The following is a 21,345-nucleotide window of genomic DNA, read 5'->3' as shown; positions in this document are numbered from 1 at the left end:
CCACTCGACATGCATGTCAATCATTGGCTACAGGCGCGTCATCACCGCGTAGAACCGGTTTCTTCCCATCCCAGATCACGGCATAGTGACCGAACCTGCGTTTTTTGTCCAGGGTCTCGGACACGGCTTTTTTCAATGATTTCAGACATTTTTTCGCGTTTTCGGTTGGTTCGGTGGATGTCATATTTTGGCCTCCTGCGATATCATTTCTCCTCGTTCCCACGCTCTGCGTGGGAACGCCCTGGCACCATATCCAGTTCTTGACCGTTCCCAGGCGGGAGCCTGGGAACGAGGGGGGATCTCGTTTACGCGATCCGTTCTCTTCCCTCGCTCTTGTGGGAGCACCCATTGACCATTATTTGACCGGACGAGGTTCCCACGCAGAGCGTAAGAACCAGACAATATTTTGGCAAATCACCTTATGCCTGCAACAAACGACGTTTGAAGGATTGACCAAAGGTATAATCCTTAAAAAGGTCTACGGTCAAGGCGGACGATGGACCTGCACATCCCGTATGCCCGCATGCCAAGTGGCGAATGGAGAGGGAAAAAACATTCGGTTTCCGGGGCAGTGACAATCGCCCGGATTCGTTTATTTACGAAAGCGGGAATCCATGGCAGAATGCTAATTTTCGAGCGCCGACCATTTTTCGGGAGATACACCATGTGGAGAAGCGTTCTTTTCATCCTGATGGTGGGTTGCCTGCTGCCGTACACGTTGGCGGCCAGGTCCGATGTTGATCTGCGTCGCCTCACATCCGAATGCGTCAGGGCATCAAACGCGTACCATCCGTTCCAGAACGATTTTGCCTACAAGGTACTGCACACCGTGCACTACACAGGCTGGAGCGGGGATATGGATCACTCAGACCTTCGATTAAGCCGAAGACGGAAGGGGGGCGCATGCGTCTCAATCGCAGGATTGTTTTTATGGTGGGTGCGTGCCTGGTGGGGGCCGGGTTCATGTTTTTTCTGGGTGTGATGACCGAGCGTCACTGGGCAGCCGAGCGGTTGCCGACTACTGATGGGCTCGATCTTGACGCGTTGATCAAGGCGTCTGATGAGGCGGCCGCCAATCAGACCATCGACATCCGGACTCTGGAATATCCCGAGGCGTTGAGATCGCGCGATTCCCTTCCCGATGATTTCAACACGCGTTAAGACGCTTATTGGGTTCCGTAACTGGCCAGCTTGCGCCGCAGGGTGTTCAGGCCGATGCCCAGCAGGCGGGCGCTTTTGGATTTGTTCTCGCCGGTCTGCTCATAGGCCTTGAGAATGTATTCCTTCTCCACTTCCGCCAGGGGGCGGATGGGGATGCTGCCCGATGCCGGCCCCTCCTCGACACACTCTTTGTGGGCGGCCATGATATGGGAGGGCAGGTGGGTCTCGTTAATCGGTGCGCCGCGGGCCAGGTTGGTGGCCGACTGGAGGATCGATTTCAGTTCGCGAATGTTGCCGGGGTAGGGATACTGCATTAATCTTTCCAGGGCCTCTTTTTCGATAAATCCGGAATGGTTGACATCGTAGTACTTCTCAAGAAATTTGCGCACCAAAGGAAAGATATCCTCGCGCCGCTCGCGCAGAGGCGGAAGATGCAGCCAGCCGCCACGGATGCGGTAGTAAAGGTCCTTGCGGAAACGCTTCTGAACGATCATCTGCTCCAGGTTCTCGTTGGTGGCGGCAATGAACCGCAGGTCGACTTTCTGCCGGTTGCTCGATCCGAGCCGGGTAAATTCGCCATCCTGAAGGACGCGCAGCAGTTTTCCCTGCAGGGGTAGGGGGAGGTCTCCGATCTCATCGAGAAACAGGGTTCCCTTGTTGGTGTATTCCAGGTAGCCGACCCGTCCGTTTTCGGCACCGGTAAAGGCCCCCTTGGTGTGCCCGAAAAACTCCGCCTCGAATAGCGAGCTGGTTAGCGATGACATGTTGATCGGCGTAAAGGGCTGCTGGGCACGCGGGCTGGCTCCGTGAATGGCGCGCGCCAGCAGTTCCTTGCCGGTTCCGCTCTCGCCGGTGATCAACACCGGGACCAGGCTGGCGGCATGCAGTTCCGCCTCCTTTAAAATCCGCATCATCTTTTTGGACTGGGTGATGATCGGCTTGAAGGGCGCCTCGTTCTCGAGAGTCGGCAGGTCATCGCGCTTTTCCAGGTCCAGCAGGTCGAGCAGGCGTTTGCGCTCCAGGGTGCGTTTGATGGCCAGGGAAAGGTCCTCGGTGGCCACGGGCTTGACCAGATAGTCATAGGCGCCCTTGTTCAGGCATTCGACGGCAATGCGGGCTTCGTTGATGGCGGTGACCATGATGCATTCGGTGGACGGAGAGTTCGCCTTGATGGTCTCCAGCAACTGCATGCCGTCCATTTCCGGCATAGTCATGTCGATCAGGGCCAGGTCGAATGCCGCCCCTTTTTTTACCTCATCCGCCATGCGCAGAGAACTTTCCTCCAGACGCACGCGCTTCAAGCCGATTTCGGCCAGTTTTCTCCCCAGAATCTCCAGATAGTCCCGGTCATCATCGATGACCACCACCGAACTGTTCATCGCTCACCCGCCTTTTGTTGGAAGGTATGCCAAAATGGACTGTGCCAGCTTGGCGTTGTTCTGATAAGCCGCTAAATTTTCAAGGCTTAGTTGATAAGGTAGTCCATTTTGGCATGGTTGTCCAGCTATTTTCAAACGCTGATTAACGAGGTCACAAAGGGTGCGAATATTAAAATTATATAGATAAAACAATAAGTTGATATATCCATGATCGGTTTTCAGATCACTGGCACAGGCCTTGCTGTTCCATAATGGCAGAAAATTACGACAAAATGGCCAATCTTTACAAAATGGCCTGTTGATTTTGGAAGGCGGTGATGGCCTTCCCGATCCAGCGTCAGTTTTTTCTCACCTTTTTTATTAACCGTTATCGCTCGTTTTTCGCAACCACCATGAGGGGATTGGCTTATGCACTTAAAAAACAAATTTGATGTTGGCAAATTCGCCATTCTTGCCGAGATGCAGCCGCCGAAAGGGGTGAATGTGTCCACGATGGTCAACAGCGCCACCCGAGTTCGAAAAGCGGTGGATGCCTTTCTGGTGTCGGAGATGGGCAATGCCGTGATGCGGATGAGTGCGCTGGGAGGGGCTATGATTCTGCAGAGCAGGGGCATGGAAACCATCATGCAGGCAAACTGCCGGGACCGCAACCGCATCGCCCTCCAGGCGGACCTGCTGGCGGCCTATGGCTGTGGCATCATCAACGTGATGGGGGTGGCCGGAGAGGATCCCAGCCTGGGCGATCACCACCAGACCAAGGCGGTCCACGACATCGATCTGATGACCCTTTACAGGGCCATTGCCGTGCTGCAGACCGGCAAGGACCTGGCCGGCAACGAACTGTCCGGGGCGCCGGATTTTTTCGTGGGGGGAAGTGTCAATGCCCGTGCCGCCGGAGACGAACTGGAGAATGTGCTGGCCCGTCTGAACGAAAAGATCGATGCCGGCGTTAATTTTTTCATTGCTCCGCCAGTATATGACGTCGGGGCATTCGCGGCGTTCATGGAAAAGGTCGATCTCAAAACCACCCGAATTATTCCCACCGTCATGCTGCTCAAGTCCGTGGGCATGGCGCGCTACCTGGACCGGCATCTCAACGTGACGGTTTCCCAGGACTTGATCAAACGAATGATGCATGCACCGGACAAAGCGACCGAGAGCCTTGCCATCGCCGCCGAAACCATCAAAGCCATCAAGGAGGCCGGTTTTGCCGGGGTGTTGATCTCAGCCATGGGTTGGGAAGACAAACTGGAAAAACTGGTGGACCTGATCTGATGGATGGCCGGGTTGACGCGAACCCAAAACCCTTAACCCGTTAACGAGGATCGCTACATGTCAGATAAAGCAAACCCCCAAGATAAGGACGTCGTCGGTTCCGTACTGGTGGTCGGTGGCGGTATCGCGGGCATCCAGGCGTCCCTGGACCTGGCCGATTCGGGCTACTTCGTCCATATGACCGAAACCAAATCGGCCATCGGCGGTGTCATGGCGCAGTTGGACAAGACCTTCCCGACCAATGACTGCTCCATGTGTATCATTTCTCCCAAACTGGTCGAGTGCGGACGCCATCTCAACATCGACCTCATGACCCTGACCGAGATCGAGGACGTGAGCGGCGAGGTGGGCAATTTCACGGTCAAACTGCGTCAGAACGCCCGTTATATAGAAATGGACAAATGCACGGCCTGCGGCGAGTGCGCCAAGGCCTGTCCCATCGAAACGCCCAACCTTTTCGATGAAGGTCTGCGCGAGCGTAAGGCGGCCTTCAAGCTCTACCCCCAGGGCATGCCCAGCGCATACGCCATCGACAAACGCGGGACCGCCCCGTGCAAGGCCACCTGTCCGGCCCACGTGAGTATTCAGGGGTATATCGCCCTGATCAACGACGGCCGCTACAAGGAGGCGCTGAAGCTTTTCAAACAGGATCACCCTTTTCCCGGTGTTTGCGGCCGGGTCTGCCATCATCCCTGTGAAGGCGAATGTTCACGCAACGATGTCGATCAGCCACTGGCCATTCGCGAGCTACACCGTTTTCTCGCCGATTTCGAGAAGCAGAGTGGAGAGACCTATGTCCCCGAGGTGACCGTAGAGAGGCGTGAGGAGAAGGTCGCCATCATCGGCTCCGGACCGGCTGGCGTGACGGCGGCCTACTTCCTGCTGCAGCAGGGCTACGGGGTGACCATTTTCGAGAAGATGCCCGAACCGGGGGGCATGATGCGCTACGGCATTCCCGAATACCGGCTGCCCCGCGACATCCTGGCTGGAGAGATCGATGTGGTTCGACAGATGGGGGCGGAAATCAAATGCGGGGTGGCTTTTGGATCGGATGTCACCCTGAAGAGCCTCAAGGCCGACGGGTATGGTGCCTGTTTCATGGCCATCGGCCTGCACGGCGGCCGCCGACTGGGCGTTGACAACGAGGATGTCGAAGGCGTGCTGCAAGGCGTCGATTTTCTGCGTGAAGCCGCCATGGGCAAGGATTTCGACCTGGGTGAGGATGTCATCGTGGTGGGCGGCGGCAACGTGGCCGTCGACGTGGCCCTGACCGCCAAGCGCAAAGGCGCCAAGAACGTCACCCTGATCTGCCTGGAAAAACGCGAGGAGATGCCCGCCTGGGAGCACGAGATCGAGGAGGCCCTCGAAAGCGACATCAAGATCGTCAACAGCTTCGGCCCCAAATCCTTTTTCATCGACAAGAACCAGCGCGTATCGGGAATCGAATTCAAGACCTGTACGGCGGTGTTCGACGGGAGCGGACGTTTCAACCCGAGTTACGATGACAATGAATGTCAGCCTTTCTTCGGCGACACCGTTATCGTCGCCATTGGTCAGAGCACTAACCTGGATGGCATCAAAGAACAAGGCGTTGCGATTTCGCGGCCCGGCGGCCTGGAAGCCGACCCGGTTACCCTGCAGACGCCCATCGACTGGGTATTTGCCGGAGGTGACGCTTTTTACGGCCCCAAATCGGTGGTCGACGCGGTCTCCTGCGGCAAGGAGGCCGCCGAGAGCATCCACCGCTTCATCAACGGTCTGGATCTGACCGAAGGCCGCCCGAAGGAGTGGGATTTTTACAAGCCCGATGTGAGCGAGGAACCCAAGAAACCGCGCACCACGGTGCGCTGCCTCGATCCCGAGGCCCGGGAGTGCAATTTTCTGGAGGTTTCCTACGGGTTCAATGAAGAGGAGGCCAAAAACGAGGCTCAGCGGTGCCTCAAGTGCGGTCTCTGCTCGGAGTGCTACCAGTGCGTGGATGCCTGTCTGGCCAAGGCCGTCAACCACGACATGGTGGCCGAACACAGGACCATCAACGTGGGGGCCATCATCCTGGCACCGGGGTTTACGCCGTTCGATCCCACGGCCCACAAGACTTATGCCTACGCCAGCCATCCCAACGTGGTGACCAGCCTGGAGTTCGAGAGAATTCTCAGCGCCTCGGGCCCGTTCGAGGGGCACCTGATGAGGCCGTCCGACCACAGGGAACCGGACAAGATCGCATGGCTGCAGTGTGTCGGTTCCCGCGATATCAACTGCTCCGACCACAGCTACTGCTCGTCGGTGTGCTGCATGTACACCAACAAACAGACGGTGATCGCCAAGGAGCACAGCGGCAAGCCCCTGGACACGGCCGTCTTTTTTATGGACATGCGTACCCATGGAAAAGAGTTTGAAAAGTACTACATGCGTACGCGTGAGGAAAAGGGTGTGCGCTATATCCGTTCCAAGGTGCATACCATCGATCCGGTCGAGGACGACAACCTGCGCCTGCGCTACGTGACCGAAGAGGGAGAAATAAAGGAAGAGGATTTCGATATGGTCGTCTTGGCCGTCGGCCTGGCGCCCAACAAGGAATCGGTGGACTTGGCCAAGACTATGGGGATCGACCTTAACAAGCACCTGCATGCGGCGACAAAGGCCCTCGATCCGGTCGCCTCCAGTCGTCCGGGTATTTTCGTCTGCGGGGCCTTCCAGGAGCCCAAGGATATCCCCCAGTCGGTCATGGAGGCCTCTGCCGCGGCGTCTACGGCCACCAGCCCGCTGGCCGAGGCCCGCGGAACGCTCATTCGCACCAAGGAACTGCCACCGGAGATCGATGTTTCCGGCCAGGAGCCGCGAATCGGCGTTTTTGTCTGCAACTGCGGAATCAACATCGGCGGGGTGGCCGATGTGCCGGCGGTGCGGGAGTATGCGCGGACCCTGCCCCATGTGGTGCATGTGGAAGATAATCTTTTTACCTGCAGCCAGGACACCCAGGACAAGATGAAAGAGGTGATCAAGGAGAACGACATCAACCGCGTGATCGTGGCCTCCTGTTCACCCCGTACCCACGAACCGCTGTTCCAGGAGACCATCCGCGATGCCGGCCTGAACAGATACCTGTTCGAAATGGCCAATATCCGTGACCAGAACACCTGGGTGCACATGAACAACCCCGAGCGGGCAACCGAGAAGGCCAAGGACCTGGTGCGCATGGCCGTGGCCAAGGCCGCCTATATCGAACCGCTGCATCAGGTCCGCTTGGCCGTCGTTCAGAAGGTGCTGGTGGTCGGGGGAGGCGTCTCCGGCATGGAGGCGGCACTCGGGGTCGCCGACCAGGGACTTCCGGTTTTCCTCGCGGAGCGGGGAAATTACCTGGGTGGCGTGGCCCATAACCTGGTTTCCACCTGGCAGGGTGAACCGGTGGCCCCCTATTTGGACGATCTGATCGAGAAGGTCCGCAGCCATGCGAACATCCGGGTTTTCATGAAAACGGAACCGGTGGAGACCACCGGAGGCATGGGAAACTTCACTACCACCCTGATGACCTCGGGGGAAACCCTGACCGAGACCGTGGTGGAGCACGGGGCCACCATCCTTGCCACCGGCGGCAAGGAGTACCTGCCCACCGAGTACCTCTACGGAGAGAACCCCGATGTACTCACCCATTTCGAACTTGATGCGATGCTCAAGTCCGATGACGAGCGGCTGGCCAAGGCCGGCAGTGTGGCCTTCATCCAGTGTGTCGGCTCACGAACTCCCGAGCGGCCCTACTGCAGCCGGCTTTGCTGCACCCACACGGTAAAAAGTGCATTGAGCCTCAAGGCGCGCAATCCGGAGATCGACATCTATGTCCTTTACCGGGATATGCGGACCTACGGCTTCCGGGAAGAGCTGTACAAGGAAGCGCGCGAAAAGGGCGTGATTTTCATGCGTTACAATTTGGAGGACAACGTTCCCGATGTCGGCACCGCCAACGACGGCCGGCTCAGCGTAAAGGTTCGGGATCATGTCCTGCAGATGCCTGTGGAGATCAACCCGGATCTGTTGGTTCTGGCCACGGCGGTACTACCCAACGAGAACAAGGACCTCTTCGACCTGTTCAAGGTGCCCATCAACGCAGACGGCTTCCTGGTGGAGGCGCATGCCAAACTGAGGCCGGTAGACTTCGGCTCCGAGGGGATCTTCATGGCAGGCCTGGCCCACTACCCCAAGCCCCTGGACGAAAGCATCGCCCAGGCCCGCGCATCGGTTTCCCGGGTCATGACGATCCTTTCGCAAGATGCCATCTGGGTGGGCGGCGTGGTGGCCGAGGTGGATCCGGAAAAGTGCGCGGTGTGCGTCACCTGTGTGCGCACCTGCCCCTATCACATTCCATATATCGGCGAGGAAGGCCACGCGGTGATCGATCCTGCCGAATGTCATGGCTGCGGCTGTTGCGTTTCCGAATGTCCGGGCAAGGCGATTCAGCTCAAGCATTTCACCGATGAGCAGATCGTGGCCAAAACCGTGGCGCTGTTTGAGAAGCAGAAGGGGCAGGCGGCCTGATAAAGAGGGAATATGGGCGCCAACAACCCGGCAGCCTGAGAACTCCGGGCGCCCAAAAATAAAAGCAGATAGGCTGAAGCGGTTTAGGCTGAAGACAAGCGTGAGACAAAATGTGAAACCGAAATGCGTTTGTTCCGCCTGAACGACTAACCACCTAATTTCTGGAGAAAAACCATGAATGAAACCTTCGAGCCCCAGATTCTCGCCTACTGCTGCAAGTATTGTGCATATGCAGCGGCCGATCTGGCCGGCTCCATGCGGCTGAATTATCCGAGCAACATAAAGGTGATTCAGGTTCCTTGCAGTGGTCGTGTGGATATTCTTCACCTGCTGACGGCGATCGAACGCGGGGCGGATGGCGTATACGTGGCCGGATGCATGGAAGGCGAATGTCATTTCGTCGAAGGCAACCTCAAGACCCGGCGTAAGGTGGAGTCGGTTCAACGAACCCTGCAGGAATTGGGTATCGAACCGGAGCGTGTTCAGATGTTCAACCTCTCGTCCGCCATGGGACCCCGGTTCGCCGAGATTGCCAGCGAAATGACGGAGAAAATCAAGGCGCTGGGGCCCAGCCCGATCAATACTTAAAACGGCCAGACGGCGAATCGCGCCGCATCTGGACTACGAAGAGGTGAAGCCATGATAGTTGCGGATCGAAAATCCCTGGAAGAGATAATGGACATGATCAAGCCGTACAACAAAATCCTCATAGTGGGGTGTAAGGGCTGCGTCACTGTTTGTAACGTCGGCGGCGCCAAAGAGGTCGGGGTATTGGCGGCCGCTTTAAAGATCGGCAGGAAAAAGGACGGAAATCCCATTGAGATCGACGAGAAGACCATCGAACGCCAGTGCGATCCCGAGTACATCGAACAGCTCCGTGACATCTATGATCGGTACGATGCAGTACTTTCCATGGCCTGCGGCGTGGGTCCCCAGTTTCTATCCGAAGCTTATCCGAGCCAGAAGTTCTTTCCCGCGGTCAACACCAAATTCTTCGGCGGGGCAGTCCAGCACGGCATCTGGGAAGAACGTTGTGCCGGCTGCGGCACCTGCATTATTCACTATTACGACGGTCTTTGCCCCATTGCACGCTGCTCCAAAAGTCTTCAGCACGGACCGTGCGGCGGCAGTGCCAACGGCAAGTGTGAGATTTCCAAGGATGTGGAATGCATCTGGGACACCATCGTCAAGAAGAAGATGGAGCAGGGACGCCTCGAGGATCTTCGGCAGATCCGGGCGGCCAAGGACTGGCAGACGGCCAGGGACGGCGGACCGCGAAAAAGCATACGGGAGGAGTTGGTGCAATGAGCAATAACGGATATAAATCAGGAAGTAATCTGGAGAAGGTGCTCAAGGCCGGCCACTTTGCCTTTACCGGTGAATGCGGCCCGCCCAAGGGCGCCAACGTGGAACACCTCAAGGAAAAATTCGAGCACTTGCGGGGCAAGGTGGATTCGGTCAACGTCACCGATAACCAGACCGCCGTGGTGCGCATGTCCAGTGCCGCCGCGTCGGCCATCATGGTGGCCAACGGTATTGAGCCCAATTTTCAGATGGTCTGCCGGGATCGCAACCGTTTGGCCATGATGGCCGATATCCTCGGGGTCTATTCCCTGGGGGTGAGAAACATGCTCTGTCTTTCCGGAGACCACCAGAAGTTCGGCAACCATCCCCAGTCCAAGAACGTTTACGACATCGATTCCATGCAGCTGATCGCCATGGTCAAGAAGATGCGTGACGAAGGCAAGTTTCTCAACGAAGAGGAGATCGACGAACCGCCGCGGATGTTCATCGGCGCCGCGGCCAATCCCTTTGCCGATCCGTATGAATTCCGTATCTACCGGCTGGCCAACAAGATCGATGCCGGGGCGGATTTTATCCAGACCCAGTGTATCTACAACATGCCCCGATTCCGTGATTTTATGAAACAGGCCGTGGACATGGGCCTGACCGAGAAGGCCTACATTCTTGCCGGTGTCACTCCCATGAAAAGCGCCCGCATGGCCCAGTACATGGCCAAGATGGTGCCGGGCATGGATGTGCCCGAAGAACTGATCAAGCGCCTCCAGGATGCCGGAAAGGGAAAACAGGCCGAAGAGGGCATCAAATTCGCCATCGAACAGATAGAAGAGTTCAAGGAGATGGAGGGGGTCGCCGGGGTTCATCTGATGGCCATCGAATGGGAACACAAGGTGCCCGAAATCGCCGAACGCGCCGGTGTGCTGCCCAGACCCCAGGTGAATTAAATCGTTGTCCGGATAAAAGCGGGTCGGGGGCCTTTTTGCTGCCGCCGACACCATTCCGGTCCGGTTAGGCAACCTGTTAATATGCTCAGGCTGCTGATGAAACAACAATCAGCGTGGAATAAAGGAGAATGATTATGAGTGAAAAGAAACGAATCTTGGTGGTGGATGATGAGCCCGATTTCTGTTCCATTGTTCAGGGAAACCTGGAGAAAGAGGGTTTTGATGTGGAGGTCGCTTACGATGGCGTGCAGGGGATCGAAAAGGTCAAGGCCAACCGCCCGGATGCGATCGTGCTGGACGTCATGATGCCGGAGAAGGACGGGTATGAGGTCTGCAAAGAGCTGAAAGGCGACGAGGGCCTTGCCGACATCCCCATCCTCATGCTGACCGCCGTGGCGTCCCACGTCTCTTCGACACGTTACTCGCATTTTGATGGCATGAGCATGGAAGCCGACGACTATCTTCCCAAACCGGCTTCCGCGGAGGAGATTACCGACAGCCTGAAGGCACTTTTGAACCTGTAGCCGGATTTTTCGCCGAAAGGGCCGCCGCCAAGGAGCGTATCAATAGCTGGCCCACCCCTCCTTGTCGGCTGGTCCAATCCGGTGCGATTGCCATCCGATTCAACCTGAATTGATGAATGCGTCAAATTTAGGTTCAACACCATAGCCGGGACCCTGCCAGATGAGCCACGATATAGGAACTCTGGATTCCGTATACGAGTACCAGACAAGGGTATTCTGTATCATCAGCGACCAGCGGGTATTCCGGTCGAAATCGCCGGAAATGTTCAGCGCGGTTTTCCGCCGTACGGGGATCAAAGGCGCCTATGTTCCGTTTATGGTTGATGCCGGCGACATCGGCAAGGCGCTGAACAGCCTGCGGGTACTCAATATTGCCGGTGCCAACATCACGGCGCCGTTCAAAGAATCCGTGTTGGCCTACCTGGATGTTCTTTCCGAAGGCGCCAACATCATTGGTGCGGTCAACACCATTGTGTGCAAGGGCGGCCAGCTCAAGGGGTATAACACCAATGCCATCGGGATCATGGATGCCCTCAATGCGGTCGGTTTCGACATTGCCGGGAAAAAGGCGCTGGTCATCGGTACCGGCGGCGCGGCCCGGGCGGTGGTGTTTATTCTCAACTGGCTGCGGGCGGAATCGATCATTGTTGCCGGCAGGGACGCGGCCAACACAGAGCGGATGGCCGATCACTTCCAATGTACGCCGCGCAGCCTGGCCGACCTGGCCGATTTTCCGGTAAGCGCGGATATCGTCGTCAATGCCACTCCCATTTCCAGTCGTGACGAAGAGGAGCCCTTGACCGATATCGCCAAACGCATGAATCCGGTCGGTTGCCAGCTGGTATTCGATCTCAATTACGGGGCCCGGGATAACATCTGGCAGGCCATGGCCGCCGACCATAACGTTCGCTTCCTGGACGGGCTTTCCACATTGGCCTACCAGGCCCGGCGGACATTTTTGCTGTGGACCGGCCAGGAGGTTCCCCAGGATGAGTTTGCAAAAGCGCTTTCCCCCTGATGGGCTCGTCACCATTCGCCCCCCATAGCGGGCGGCTGACGAATCCGTTTTCCACGCGCCTTACAAGGTTTGGGCAAACGCGCGTGCCGCTTCCAGGTGAACCGTGGCGCCGGTCTTGCTAAGGCATTCCATGCTCTCCTCCAGGAGTTTAGCGGCCTGATCGGGCTGCTCCATGATACTCAGGGTTTTTCCCAGGCCCAGCAACGACAATCCCTCCATGGCCAGGGCTCCCATCTCCCGGGCTTCCGAGATACACGTTCGATACCAGTGCAGGCATTGATCGGACGTCCTTTTGATTTGCGATGCATCCATGTTTTCAGTGGTCTGGCGGGCGGCCTGAAGCAGCCGTGCATAGACACCCGCCATCACATACCCGCAGGTCAGGTAGCGCAGGCGGCAACCGGTGGCCTTCCATTGGGCCAGCAGGGATTCCATGGTTTCCAGGCCGTCGCGGACCTGACCATTTAAAATGCGCGTCAGCCCTTTGAAAAAACGGGCCGGGTCGCCGACAAATTCGGCGCCGTTGGCCTCGTCAAACTCGATCAGCTGGTCCAGAAACGGCAGGGCCTCCTCGCTTTTTCCGTTACTGATGGCGCCGTAACACAGGGCCAGCTTGGGAAACTGGGAATACCAGGGGTCCGCAGAAATTTCCAACGCGGCGTTGAAGCTGGCAATGGCGCGATCAATATCACCGACCACCAGATTCTTCCAACCCGTGCAGCAGTGTCCGGAAACCAGGCTGCGGACGTTGGCATGGCGTTTGCCAAATTTGATCAAGCGTTCACCGATCTTCCCGGTCCGCGGAGCGTCGCCCTTATGCCAGTAGGCATAGCCTTTTCCATGGAGTGCATTGAAATAGATATACGCGTCCTGAACCCGGCCGTCGCCGTACAGGGTTTCGGCCCGTTGACTGTTTTCAATGGCTTCGTCAAAGCGGCCCAATTCGGTCAGCGGCCAGCTGATCCATGTGCTGGCATAGCCGGTCAGATAGGCATGCCTGGTCTTTTTGCCCAGTTCCACGGCTTTGGCGAGGCTCCGGTGGGCATCCACAAACTGGTGGCGGTGCCAGCGGGCGCATCCGTGCCAGGCATGGTGGAAGCCTTCGCGGACCGGATCATCCAGATCCCCAAGGAGGGACTGCTGGTGTTCGACCAGTTCGAGCAGTTTGCGATTCAGGCCCCTGTAGTAGAAGACGAAGGCCCATTGATTGACCACATCGAGCAACCGTTTTTTGGTTTCCGGCTTTGCCAGGTGCTGCTGCTCCAGCATGGCTTTGGCGGTTTTAAAATATTGATCCGACTCATCCAGGGCATAGCGGCGCAGCGCCTTTGTGCCCGAGCGGATCAGATAATCGGTGGCTTTGTCGGTGGCGATACTTTTTTGAAAATGGATCGCCAGAGTTTCTTCGAACTCCGACAGGCGATCGCGGTAGAGATGTTCGATGGTGCGGCCGATGCGCTCGTGAACCCGTTGACGCTCACGGCGCAGCAGGCTGCCGTAACCGACCTCCTGGATCAGCGCATGCTTGAACATGAACTCCATTTCCGGGTGCAGGGCACGGGGTTTGATCAGGCCGGCCCGTTCCAGTTTGTAGAGGCCGGCATCCACTGCGTCGCCATGAACGGAGATCCGCTTTAAAATGTCGTACAGAAAGGCCCGGCCGATCACCGCCGCTTCCTGCAGGATACGCTTGTCCTTGGCATCCAGTTGATCCATGCGTGAGGCAATGATGCCATGGATGGTCGACGGAATGTCGCTTTCCTTGAATGCCCGGCTCATCTGCCAGCGCTCGTTCTCAAAAATCAGCGCACTGGATTCCACCAGGGCATTTAAAATCTCTTCCAGATAAAACGGATTGCCTTCGGCCCGGTTGCGGATCAGGCGGCAAAGGTCGTCGGGCAAAAGGTCGGTTGCGAGCATCGATTCCATCATGCCTTCGGTTTCGGACCGGGAGAGTTCCTTGAGGCGAATTTCCGTATACATGGGAGTCAGAGACGCCTGTTCATGGCTGGTAAACAGGCTGGCGTGGGGTCGTGTGGTGCAGATCACCAGCGCCGGATGTTCGAAGTTGAAGATAATATCTTTGAGCAGTTTGAACGATGCTGCATCGCCCCAGTGAATGTCTTCCATGCAGAAGACGGTCGGCCGCTGACGGGCGATGGCCGAGAGCAGATTGAGCATGGCCGATTTCAACCGTTTGCGCCACTCTTCCGGGCTCATCCCGGCGGTCTCCCTGACCTCCTGCCCGATAAGGCCCTGAATGATGGGGATTTCCTCTGCGTTGGGGCCCAAAAGGGATCCGACCCGCTCGGCAATGCCGGCGCTCATCGCCTCGGCAGTGGCTGAGCCGTCGAGTGACAACCAGCGCCGCACAATCCCGGCCAGCGGGAAATAGGGTACCTGCTGGGTGTGGGCAAAGGCGTAGCCGGTGATCCAATTGATCGTTTTGGCGGCCTGTTCACGTTCGAATTCGTAGAGCAGGCGACTTTTACCGGTACCCGCCTCGCCCACAATCGAAATGATGCTGCCCTGTCCGTTTTCCAGCGTCTGCATTGCCTGGCGCAGCCGGGCCAGTTCGGCCTGACGCCCGATAAGCGCGGAGGAGAGGTTGAGTTTGCGCAGTCCGGTCAACGGACGGTTTTTCTCACCCCTGACGGCGTATACGGAGATCGGGTGCGATTTCCCCTGAATCGGTATGGTGGCTTTGGAATCGAACTCGAAAAAGCCGAAGGCCTGGCGGTAGGTTTCCGGTCCCACCAGGATTTCATTGGGTCGCGCCATGTCCGACAGTCGGGAAGCGATGTTCACCGCTTCGCCGGAGAGATTGTAGTTGCCGTTGATCGGGGTGGTGCGGGCGGTGACCACCAGCCCGGTGTTGATCCCGGTGTGCATGGTCAGCGGCTGGTTCAGCGGGATCGTGCTGGGTTTGAGGGCCATGATCGTGGCGTGGATTTCCCGGGCAGCTTTGATGGCCCGGATGGGATCGTCTTCATGGGCCACCGGAAGGCCGAAAAGCACCAGCATTTCATCGCCGATAATTCTTTCGATGTGACCGTTGTAAGCCTCGATGATCTGGATGCTGCTGCGAATGATGGATGTCATAAGGGCTTGTACATCTTCCGGGTCAAATTTTTCCATCATGCGGGTATAGCCGGTCAAGTCGGTGAACAGGATGGTCATGTGACGTCGCTCGCCCTGGGTGACAAAGCCGGTCTTGTCGGTCTCTGCGGATGCCTCCGGCTGCGGCTTTTTCGGTGGCGGCGGGCTGGCCAGGGGGATGCCGCACTCCGCGCAGAATTTACTTTCGGGCGGGTTGACGGATCCGCAGGATGGGCAGTCGAGTCGTACCCGACGGCCGCATTGACCGCAGAATTTGGCCGTTGGCAGGATCGTTGCCTGGCAGTAAGGACAGATCATGTCAGCACCTATTGGGAGAGCGTGGAATTGGAGAGCAACCGGAGCCTATTGGTAACGAAAAACAGTCTAAATTGTCAAACCGTTTAAACGGGATGCCCGAGGCAATCGCAAGTAAAATCAAAAACCGGCCGTTCCTGAACACGCACCATTCCCGAAAGTGGGAAAATGCCAAATGCCAAAGCCCAAATGTCAAATGAAGGATGAAATCGATTTAAAATAGATAGAATACCACTATTTGGCATTTTTCATTTGGTCTTTGACATTCATGGACGCTCTAATTTTGGGAAGAAAAGCAACCCGCAAATCTACATGCGATTGCCCTGACGGGATGCCGTTGGCACGCAAGAGCGGTCAGACGGCCGATATTGGCAAAAGTAAGGAGTTGACGGCGGCCCGCGCAGTCCCTGCATAAATGGCCGGGTGGTTCGACGGTCAGGGACTGGCGGGCGCTGCCGGATCAGTTGGCCGGTACCGCGCTGGAAAAGGCGCTCAGGTCGGTATGGGGCAGAAACAGGGCCGCCGTGAAGGCGTCCATGTATCCCGGGTTGCTGGAAAGAGTTACATCTTTTTCAGCAACTGGTTGGCGGCGGTAAGCAGGGGATCCCACACCGGGCCGAAGGGGGGAGCGTAGGCCAGATCGGTCTGAGCAAAGGTTGCCACCGACATGCCGGCGTGCAGGGCGACCGCTGCGGCGTTGATGCGATGGGCCGCCCCTTCGGGACCCACCATCTGGGCGCCGAGGAGTCTGCCGGTCTGCCGGTCTCCGATCAAGTGAACCCAAATGGTTTTCGATCCGGGATGGGCATGGGCGCGGGAGCGGCTTTTAATGGTCACGACCGCCGGGTCGAAACCGGATTGTTGTGCCTCCGCCGCGGTCAGCCCGGTGCGGGCCACTTCCAGGTTGAAGGCCTTGAATACCGCCGTGCCGGCCACGCCGTCCACACGGACCGCTTTGCCGCAGACATGGTCGGCAACGGCCCAGCCCGCCCGGTTGGCTCTGAGGGCCAGGGGGATCCAGACTTTTTTGCCGGTCACGACATGAATGGCGTCCGCGCAGTCGCCGGCGGCATAGATGGTTTCATCGGATGTCTGCATCTGCCGGTTGACGGTGATGGCATTGCCGGGTCCGGTCGGGATGCCGGCATCGGCGGCCAGTTCGCTGTTGGGTGAAATACCGATGGCCACCAGGACCATATCGGCGTTCAGGGAACAGTCGGCGCCGATGACGCGAAGCTGTTTTCCGTCCTGCTCGATACCGCTAATCGTCTGTCCCGCATGAAGGTCGACCCCGTTGGCGGCCAGTTCGGCCGTCACCACCTGAGCCAGTTCGCGTGGCATCCATGGCAGCAGGTCGGCACCGGGTTTGATCATCTCCACGGCGATGCCCCGTTCCCGCAGGGCCTCGGCCATTTCCAAACCCACATAGCCCATGCCGATGATCACGGCTTTTTGAACCCCGTGGTCACGGATATGGGCTTTAATGGCTTTGCCGTCTTCGAGACTTTTCAGCGCCAGCACACCGGGCAGGTCGAAACCGGGCAGGTCCGGAACTCTGGGACGTCCCCCGGTGGCGATGAGCAGTCGGTCGTAAAAAAAACGGAACGGCTCCTGGCTGTGGCGGATGGTTCCCGAGACCGCGCGGTTCCCGGGGTCAATGGATTCCACCCCATGGCCGGTCAACAGATCGATACCCTGTTTCTGCCGGAAGACGTCGGCCTGGCGAACCACCAGGTCGTCCATTTCCCGCCCGGCATCGGCGATGTTGTAAGGCATGCCGCAGGCGCTGTAGGAGACATCCCCGGTTTTTTCCAGGACAATGACCTCCATGTCGGGCATGGTTCGTTTGGCTCGACTGGCCGCACTCATTCCGGCCGCATCTCCTCCGATAATTACGAATTTCATAGTGCTCTCCAGTGGGTTCTCCGGCAATGCCGTATTTTTTTGCTGGTGATATGCCGGTTTCTGTCTTGTGACGGGTCTGGTGGTAATGGTCAACGGTCTGCCGCATCGGCCGCTGATGCGGGCCTGATCGGCGATTCTTGAAATTGTCTGTGTTATACGCCGCCGTGCCGGCAGTGGTCAAGGCGAGGCGGTAGCCATGCAGGGTGACCGCATTTGAAAACTGGATTAACGGTTGACCCGGCGGGCGGATTGTGAATAGAACATCAGGGTAACGCCTGGTAACGTTATCGTAACGCAACTTTTTCCGGGAATAAAGCCGTGACTGAAAAAATTCATGACATCTGGAATGCCCGTTTTATCAACCGGATCATCGACTCCATGGCCGACGGAGTTTTCACCATGGATGGCCAGGGGCGGATTTCTTCGTGGAATCCCTCCATGGAGCGTATCAGCGGATATTCGGCTCGGGAGGCGCTGGGCCAGACCTGCCAGATCCTCCAATGCAGCCGTTGTTTCGGCCGTAATTGTCCAGCCAATATAGAAAAATGCCAGATTCTGGAGATCGGCCAGTCCGAAGCCAAGGAGTGTTTGCTCCGGCACAAGGACGGGCATGATGTTCCGGTGATTAAGAATGCCAGCGTGGTCAAAGACGACGCGGGCCGGTTGGTCGGCATCGTCGAAACCGTCACCGACATGACCGAGCTAAACCGGGCCCGTGAGCGCGCCGAAGCGGCGGCGTTGCGTCTGGCGGAAGTCCATCAGATGAACAACATCATCGGCCGCAGCCACGCTATGCAGCAGGTGTTCGGAGCCATCCGCGTTGCCGCCGCCAGTGAGGCGACCGTGCTGATCTTGGGCGAGAGCGGCACCGGAAAGGAACTGGTTGCCGGTGCCATTCATTTCAACAGCGACCGGCGTGAAGGCCCCATGATCACCGTCAACTGCAGTGCCCTGTCGGAAAACCTGCTGGAAAGCGAGCTGTTCGGGCACGTCCGGGGGGCGTTCACCGGGGCCAACCGAGATCGTATGGGGCGCTTTGAAGAAGCGTCCGGAGGAACGATATTCCTCGACGAAATCGGTGAATTGAGCCCCTTTATCCAAGTCAAGCTGCTGCGGGTGCTGCAGGAGCGCGAAATCGAGCGAGTGGGGGACTCCCGCAAACGCAAAATCGACATTCGCATTATCACGGCCACGCATAAGGATCTTTATGCCCGGGTTCGCGAAGGGCAATTCCGGGAGGATCTGTATTACCGGCTGAAGGTGTTTCCCGTCCATCTGCCGCCGCTGCATGAACGCCGTGAAGATATCCCGCTGCTGGTCGATCATTTTATTCAGCGCATGAATAAAAAGACCGGAAAAAAGGTGGCCCGTATCTCCCATGAGGCGTTGCGCATTTTCATGGATCATCCCTGGCCGGGCAATGTGCGCGAGTTGGAAAACGCCATCGAGCACGCCTTTGTGCTGTGTGACCGCGAGCAGATCGAAACCTCGGATTTGCCCATCGAAATCCGCCAGCCGGGTGCCGCCGCCGCATCCCAGACACCAGTGTCCGCTCCCCAAAAGCGGCGTCGGAAACTGACCCGGACTGCCCTGATCGAATTATTAAACGAATGCGACTGGAACAAGGCCGAAGTGGGGCGTCGGATGGGGATAAGTCATACCGCCATCTGGAAGTACATGAAAAAATGGGACATTCCCTTGAAACAGCCTGCTTCTTAGCGGGCATGAAGGATTTCGGCCTGATCCAGCAGCAGCCGCTTAAACCGATCCAGGCTCACCGGCCAGGGGATGATCGGAATGCCCATCCAGTCGGAATACTCCAAAAACGTTTCCGGATTTTCCGCCATGAAGTCGTCCATGTACCCCACACCGTCCAGAACGATGGCCCCACCGGTGTGTTTGGGAAAATTCTCGTTGGCCAGGCCTTTGTCCCAGCCCTTGAACACATCCTTGCGGAATTTGATCCATCCCGGGGTCATCCACCAGACCGGCTCTCCCCCGGCTGCCTCGGCAGCTATCTGCTCCCGTTCGGCTTCGCTGGCAATCATATCCATGCAGTGCGTTGCTTCTATTCTGGCCACGGAGGGGCCCTGCTCGGTGATGATGGTCTGCATCAGACGCGTTGGTTGGTCGATGTTGACGTAACAGAACTTGCCGCCATAGACAACGAGTACATAGGGCGTTTTTTGCTTGGCCTGTTCGATCTGCCGGACCAACTGCCGCTCCAGTTCGGGGGTGTCCTGGTGAAGCCCAGGGCGCGTATACAGGATCTGGGGAGTGTCCAGAAACCCCTCTTTTTTTAAAAAATTCAACTCAAGGCTCATCGTTCCGCACGACACGATGGAAATATCATTAAATCGAGCCTCTGCCATAAAGTGCTCCTTTGGGTAACGTTACCATTTCAATGGCACGCAGGCATCATTGGACAACAAACGGCGTTTTGGGTGCCTCACCGGCAATCGCACTGTTGATCGCTGTTTCCAGGGCGCTACGGGATGACATACCGGTAATGCTGTTGACTACCTGCCCCCCCTGGAAAATCATCAGCGTCGGAATTGCCTTGATACCATATTTTGCTGCAATAGATTGATTTTCATCGACATTACATTTGGCAAAGACCATTTTTGCGGCGTATTCGGCGGCCAGTTCTCCAAAAACAGGCCCCATGGCTTTGCAGGGGCCGCACCATGGGGCCCAGAAGTCGATAATAATGGGTTTGCTCTGATTCAGTACCTGCTGGTCGAACTGGCTTTCCTGGATTTCAATTACGGATTCGGACATGGCTCACGTTCTCCTGCTCGGGGTTGTTGTTTTTGCCGGTCATCAAGGCGGTCGGACTGATACTGTCCGATACAAAATATGTGCCAGAAAAGGATGGCCCCGGTCTGGCGGGTATAGAATCCGTCAAACCGGGGCCTTGAGGAAGTGAGAGTAAGGTTGAGTGAATCAAAATGGAGGTAATGATTGGCTTACTCGACAAAGTTAAAAGCAAACCTCATGCCATAAAAAAGATTATTTCATTTGGATCAGGTCATGGATAAAGGGCATCAACTGTTCCCGCATGTCCGGCCGGTCCATGGAAAAAGAGAGATTGGCCATCTGAAAACCGGCTTTGTTGCCACAGTCGAAACGGGTTCCCTGGTAACGGTAGCCATAGATGGACTGGGTTTTAAGCAAGCGGGCCATGGCATCGGTGATTTGGATTTCGCCGCCGGCCCCTACCTCCTTACCCTCCAGGATATCGAAAATTTCCGGGGTCAGGATATAGCGCCCGATGATGGCCAGGTTGGAGGGGGCTTCCGTGGGCTGCGGCTTTTCCACCAACCCGCGGATTTTGGTAACACTGTCGACCAGTGGATCCGCATCCAGAATGCCGTATTTGCTGGTATCCTTCTCGGCCACCTCCACGACGGAGACGATGGACGACTGCAGTTCATCGAATTTTTCGATCATCTGTTTCAGGACCGGTTTCTCGGCCTTGATCAGATCGTCGGCCAGCAGAACGGCAAAGGGCTCGTTGCCCACGATATTGCGGGCGCACCAGATGGCGTGACCCAGACCCAGGGGCTGGTTCTGACGGGTGTAGATGATGGATCCCGAATCCGGGATCAGCGAGTGGATCGCCTTCAGCTCCGAGTCTTTACCCCGTGCCATGAGCATATGTTCCAGCTCGCAGGAGTGGTCGAAATGGTTTTCGATCGCCTGCTTACCGGCTCCGGTAACGAAAATGATTTGCGTAATCCCAGACGCGTAAGCCTCTTCAACGGCGTATTGAATCAGGGGTTTGTCCACAATGGGGAGCATCTCTTTGGCCATGGCCTTGGTTGCCGGCAGAAACCGGGTCCCCAGACCTGCAACGGGAAAGACGGCTTTTCTGACTTTCATTGAACCTC

General features: G+C 57.1%; 16 protein-coding genes. 9 read left to right on the top strand and 7 right to left on the bottom strand.

Going from position 1 to position 21,345, the window contains the following annotated elements; genetic code table 11:
- Positions 1 to 16 precede the first annotated feature (16 nt).
- A complete protein-coding gene (locus GN112_RS33800; protein WP_174247662.1) occupies positions 17 to 184 on the bottom strand; it encodes a hypothetical protein in 168 nt (55 codons plus the stop codon).
- 719 nt (positions 185 to 903) lie between these two features.
- Here GN112_RS33800 and GN112_RS14760 point away from each other — a divergent pair.
- Positions 904 to 1,161, top strand: coding sequence for a hypothetical protein (locus GN112_RS14760; protein WP_155310916.1), 258 nt, complete (start codon positions 904 to 906; stop codon positions 1,159 to 1,161).
- A gap of 5 nt (positions 1,162 to 1,166) precedes the next feature.
- Here the strand turns inward: GN112_RS14760 and GN112_RS14755 are convergent, their stop codons facing one another.
- Positions 1,167 to 2,540, bottom strand: a complete 1,374-nt coding sequence (locus GN112_RS14755; protein WP_155310915.1) for a sigma-54-dependent transcriptional regulator — start codon at positions 2,538 to 2,540, stop codon at positions 1,167 to 1,169.
- Between the two features lie 408 nt (positions 2,541 to 2,948).
- Here GN112_RS14755 and GN112_RS14750 point away from each other — a divergent pair, with 408 nt between their 5' ends.
- The 7 genes from GN112_RS14750 (at position 2,949) to GN112_RS14720 (ending at position 12,133) form a co-directional block, all read left to right on the top strand.
- Entirely contained in the window at positions 2,949 to 3,815 is an 867-nt protein-coding gene (locus GN112_RS14750; protein ID WP_155310914.1) for a methylenetetrahydrofolate reductase, read from the top strand.
- Between the two features lie 57 nt (positions 3,816 to 3,872).
- Positions 3,873 to 8,345: an FAD-dependent oxidoreductase gene (locus GN112_RS14745; protein WP_155310913.1), complete on the top strand. Its 4,473-nt coding sequence runs from the start codon at positions 3,873 to 3,875 to the stop codon at positions 8,343 to 8,345.
- Positions 8,346 to 8,519: 174 nt separating this feature from the next.
- Entirely contained in the window at positions 8,520 to 8,933 is a 414-nt protein-coding gene (locus tag GN112_RS14740; protein ID WP_155310912.1) for a hydrogenase iron-sulfur subunit, read from the top strand.
- A gap of 51 nt (positions 8,934 to 8,984) precedes the next feature.
- Entirely contained in the window at positions 8,985 to 9,653 is a 669-nt protein-coding gene (locus GN112_RS14735) for a methylenetetrahydrofolate reductase C-terminal domain-containing protein (protein WP_155310911.1), read from the top strand.
- Positions 9,650 to 10,591: a methylenetetrahydrofolate reductase gene (locus GN112_RS14730; protein ID WP_155310910.1), complete on the top strand. Its 942-nt coding sequence runs from the start codon at positions 9,650 to 9,652 to the stop codon at positions 10,589 to 10,591. The genes GN112_RS14735 and GN112_RS14730 overlap by 4 nt, the downstream gene beginning before the upstream one ends.
- Positions 10,592 to 10,725: 134 nt before the next feature.
- The gene (locus GN112_RS14725; protein ID WP_155310909.1) at positions 10,726 to 11,115 is read left to right on the top strand and encodes a response regulator transcription factor; all 390 of its coding nucleotides are present in this window, start codon (positions 10,726 to 10,728) and stop codon (positions 11,113 to 11,115) included.
- Between the two features lie 160 nt (positions 11,116 to 11,275).
- Positions 11,276 to 12,133, top strand: a complete 858-nt coding sequence (locus tag GN112_RS14720) for a shikimate dehydrogenase family protein (RefSeq protein ID WP_155310908.1) — start codon at positions 11,276 to 11,278, stop codon at positions 12,131 to 12,133.
- Positions 12,134 to 12,193: 60 nt separating this feature from the next.
- Here GN112_RS14720 and GN112_RS14715 read toward each other — a convergent pair whose 3' ends face one another.
- On the bottom strand, positions 12,194 to 15,550 hold the full coding sequence (locus GN112_RS14715) for an AAA family ATPase (RefSeq protein WP_155310907.1): 3,357 nt from the start codon (positions 15,548 to 15,550) through the stop codon (positions 12,194 to 12,196).
- 558 nt (positions 15,551 to 16,108) lie between these two features.
- Positions 16,109 to 17,452 carry an FAD-dependent oxidoreductase gene (locus GN112_RS14710; protein WP_155310906.1) on the bottom strand — a complete coding sequence of 448 codons (1,344 nt, stop codon included), beginning with the start codon at positions 17,450 to 17,452 and terminating at the stop codon, positions 16,109 to 16,111.
- Between the two features lie 318 nt (positions 17,453 to 17,770).
- Here GN112_RS14710 and GN112_RS14705 point away from each other — a divergent pair, with 318 nt between their 5' ends.
- Positions 17,771 to 19,171: a sigma-54 interaction domain-containing protein gene (locus GN112_RS14705; RefSeq protein ID WP_155310905.1), complete on the top strand. Its 1,401-nt coding sequence runs from the start codon at positions 17,771 to 17,773 to the stop codon at positions 19,169 to 19,171.
- On the opposite strand, the gene GN112_RS14700 is transcribed toward GN112_RS14705, so the two are convergent.
- The 3 genes from GN112_RS14700 to galU form a co-directional block, all read right to left on the bottom strand.
- Positions 19,168 to 19,824: a DUF1638 domain-containing protein gene (locus tag GN112_RS14700; RefSeq protein ID WP_155310904.1), complete on the bottom strand. Its 657-nt coding sequence runs from the start codon at positions 19,822 to 19,824 to the stop codon at positions 19,168 to 19,170. The genes GN112_RS14705 and GN112_RS14700 overlap by 4 nt on opposite strands.
- Before the next feature lie 46 nt (positions 19,825 to 19,870).
- Positions 19,871 to 20,233 (bottom strand): thioredoxin, encoded by a 363-nt coding sequence (gene trxA / locus GN112_RS14695; protein WP_155310903.1) that lies wholly within the window; start codon positions 20,231 to 20,233, stop codon positions 19,871 to 19,873.
- Between the two features lie 231 nt (positions 20,234 to 20,464).
- Entirely contained in the window at positions 20,465 to 21,337 is an 873-nt protein-coding gene (gene galU / locus GN112_RS14690) for a UTP--glucose-1-phosphate uridylyltransferase GalU (protein ID WP_155310902.1), read from the bottom strand.
- Positions 21,338 to 21,345 lie beyond the last annotated feature (8 nt).

Origin of the sequence: Desulfosarcina ovata subsp. ovata (assembly GCF_009689005.1) — a bacterium.
Classification (GTDB): domain Bacteria; phylum Desulfobacterota; class Desulfobacteria; order Desulfobacterales; family Desulfosarcinaceae; genus Desulfosarcina; species Desulfosarcina ovata.
The sequence above is the reverse complement of the archived record's forward strand: the minus strand, read 5'-3'. Positions and strand labels throughout refer to the sequence as shown.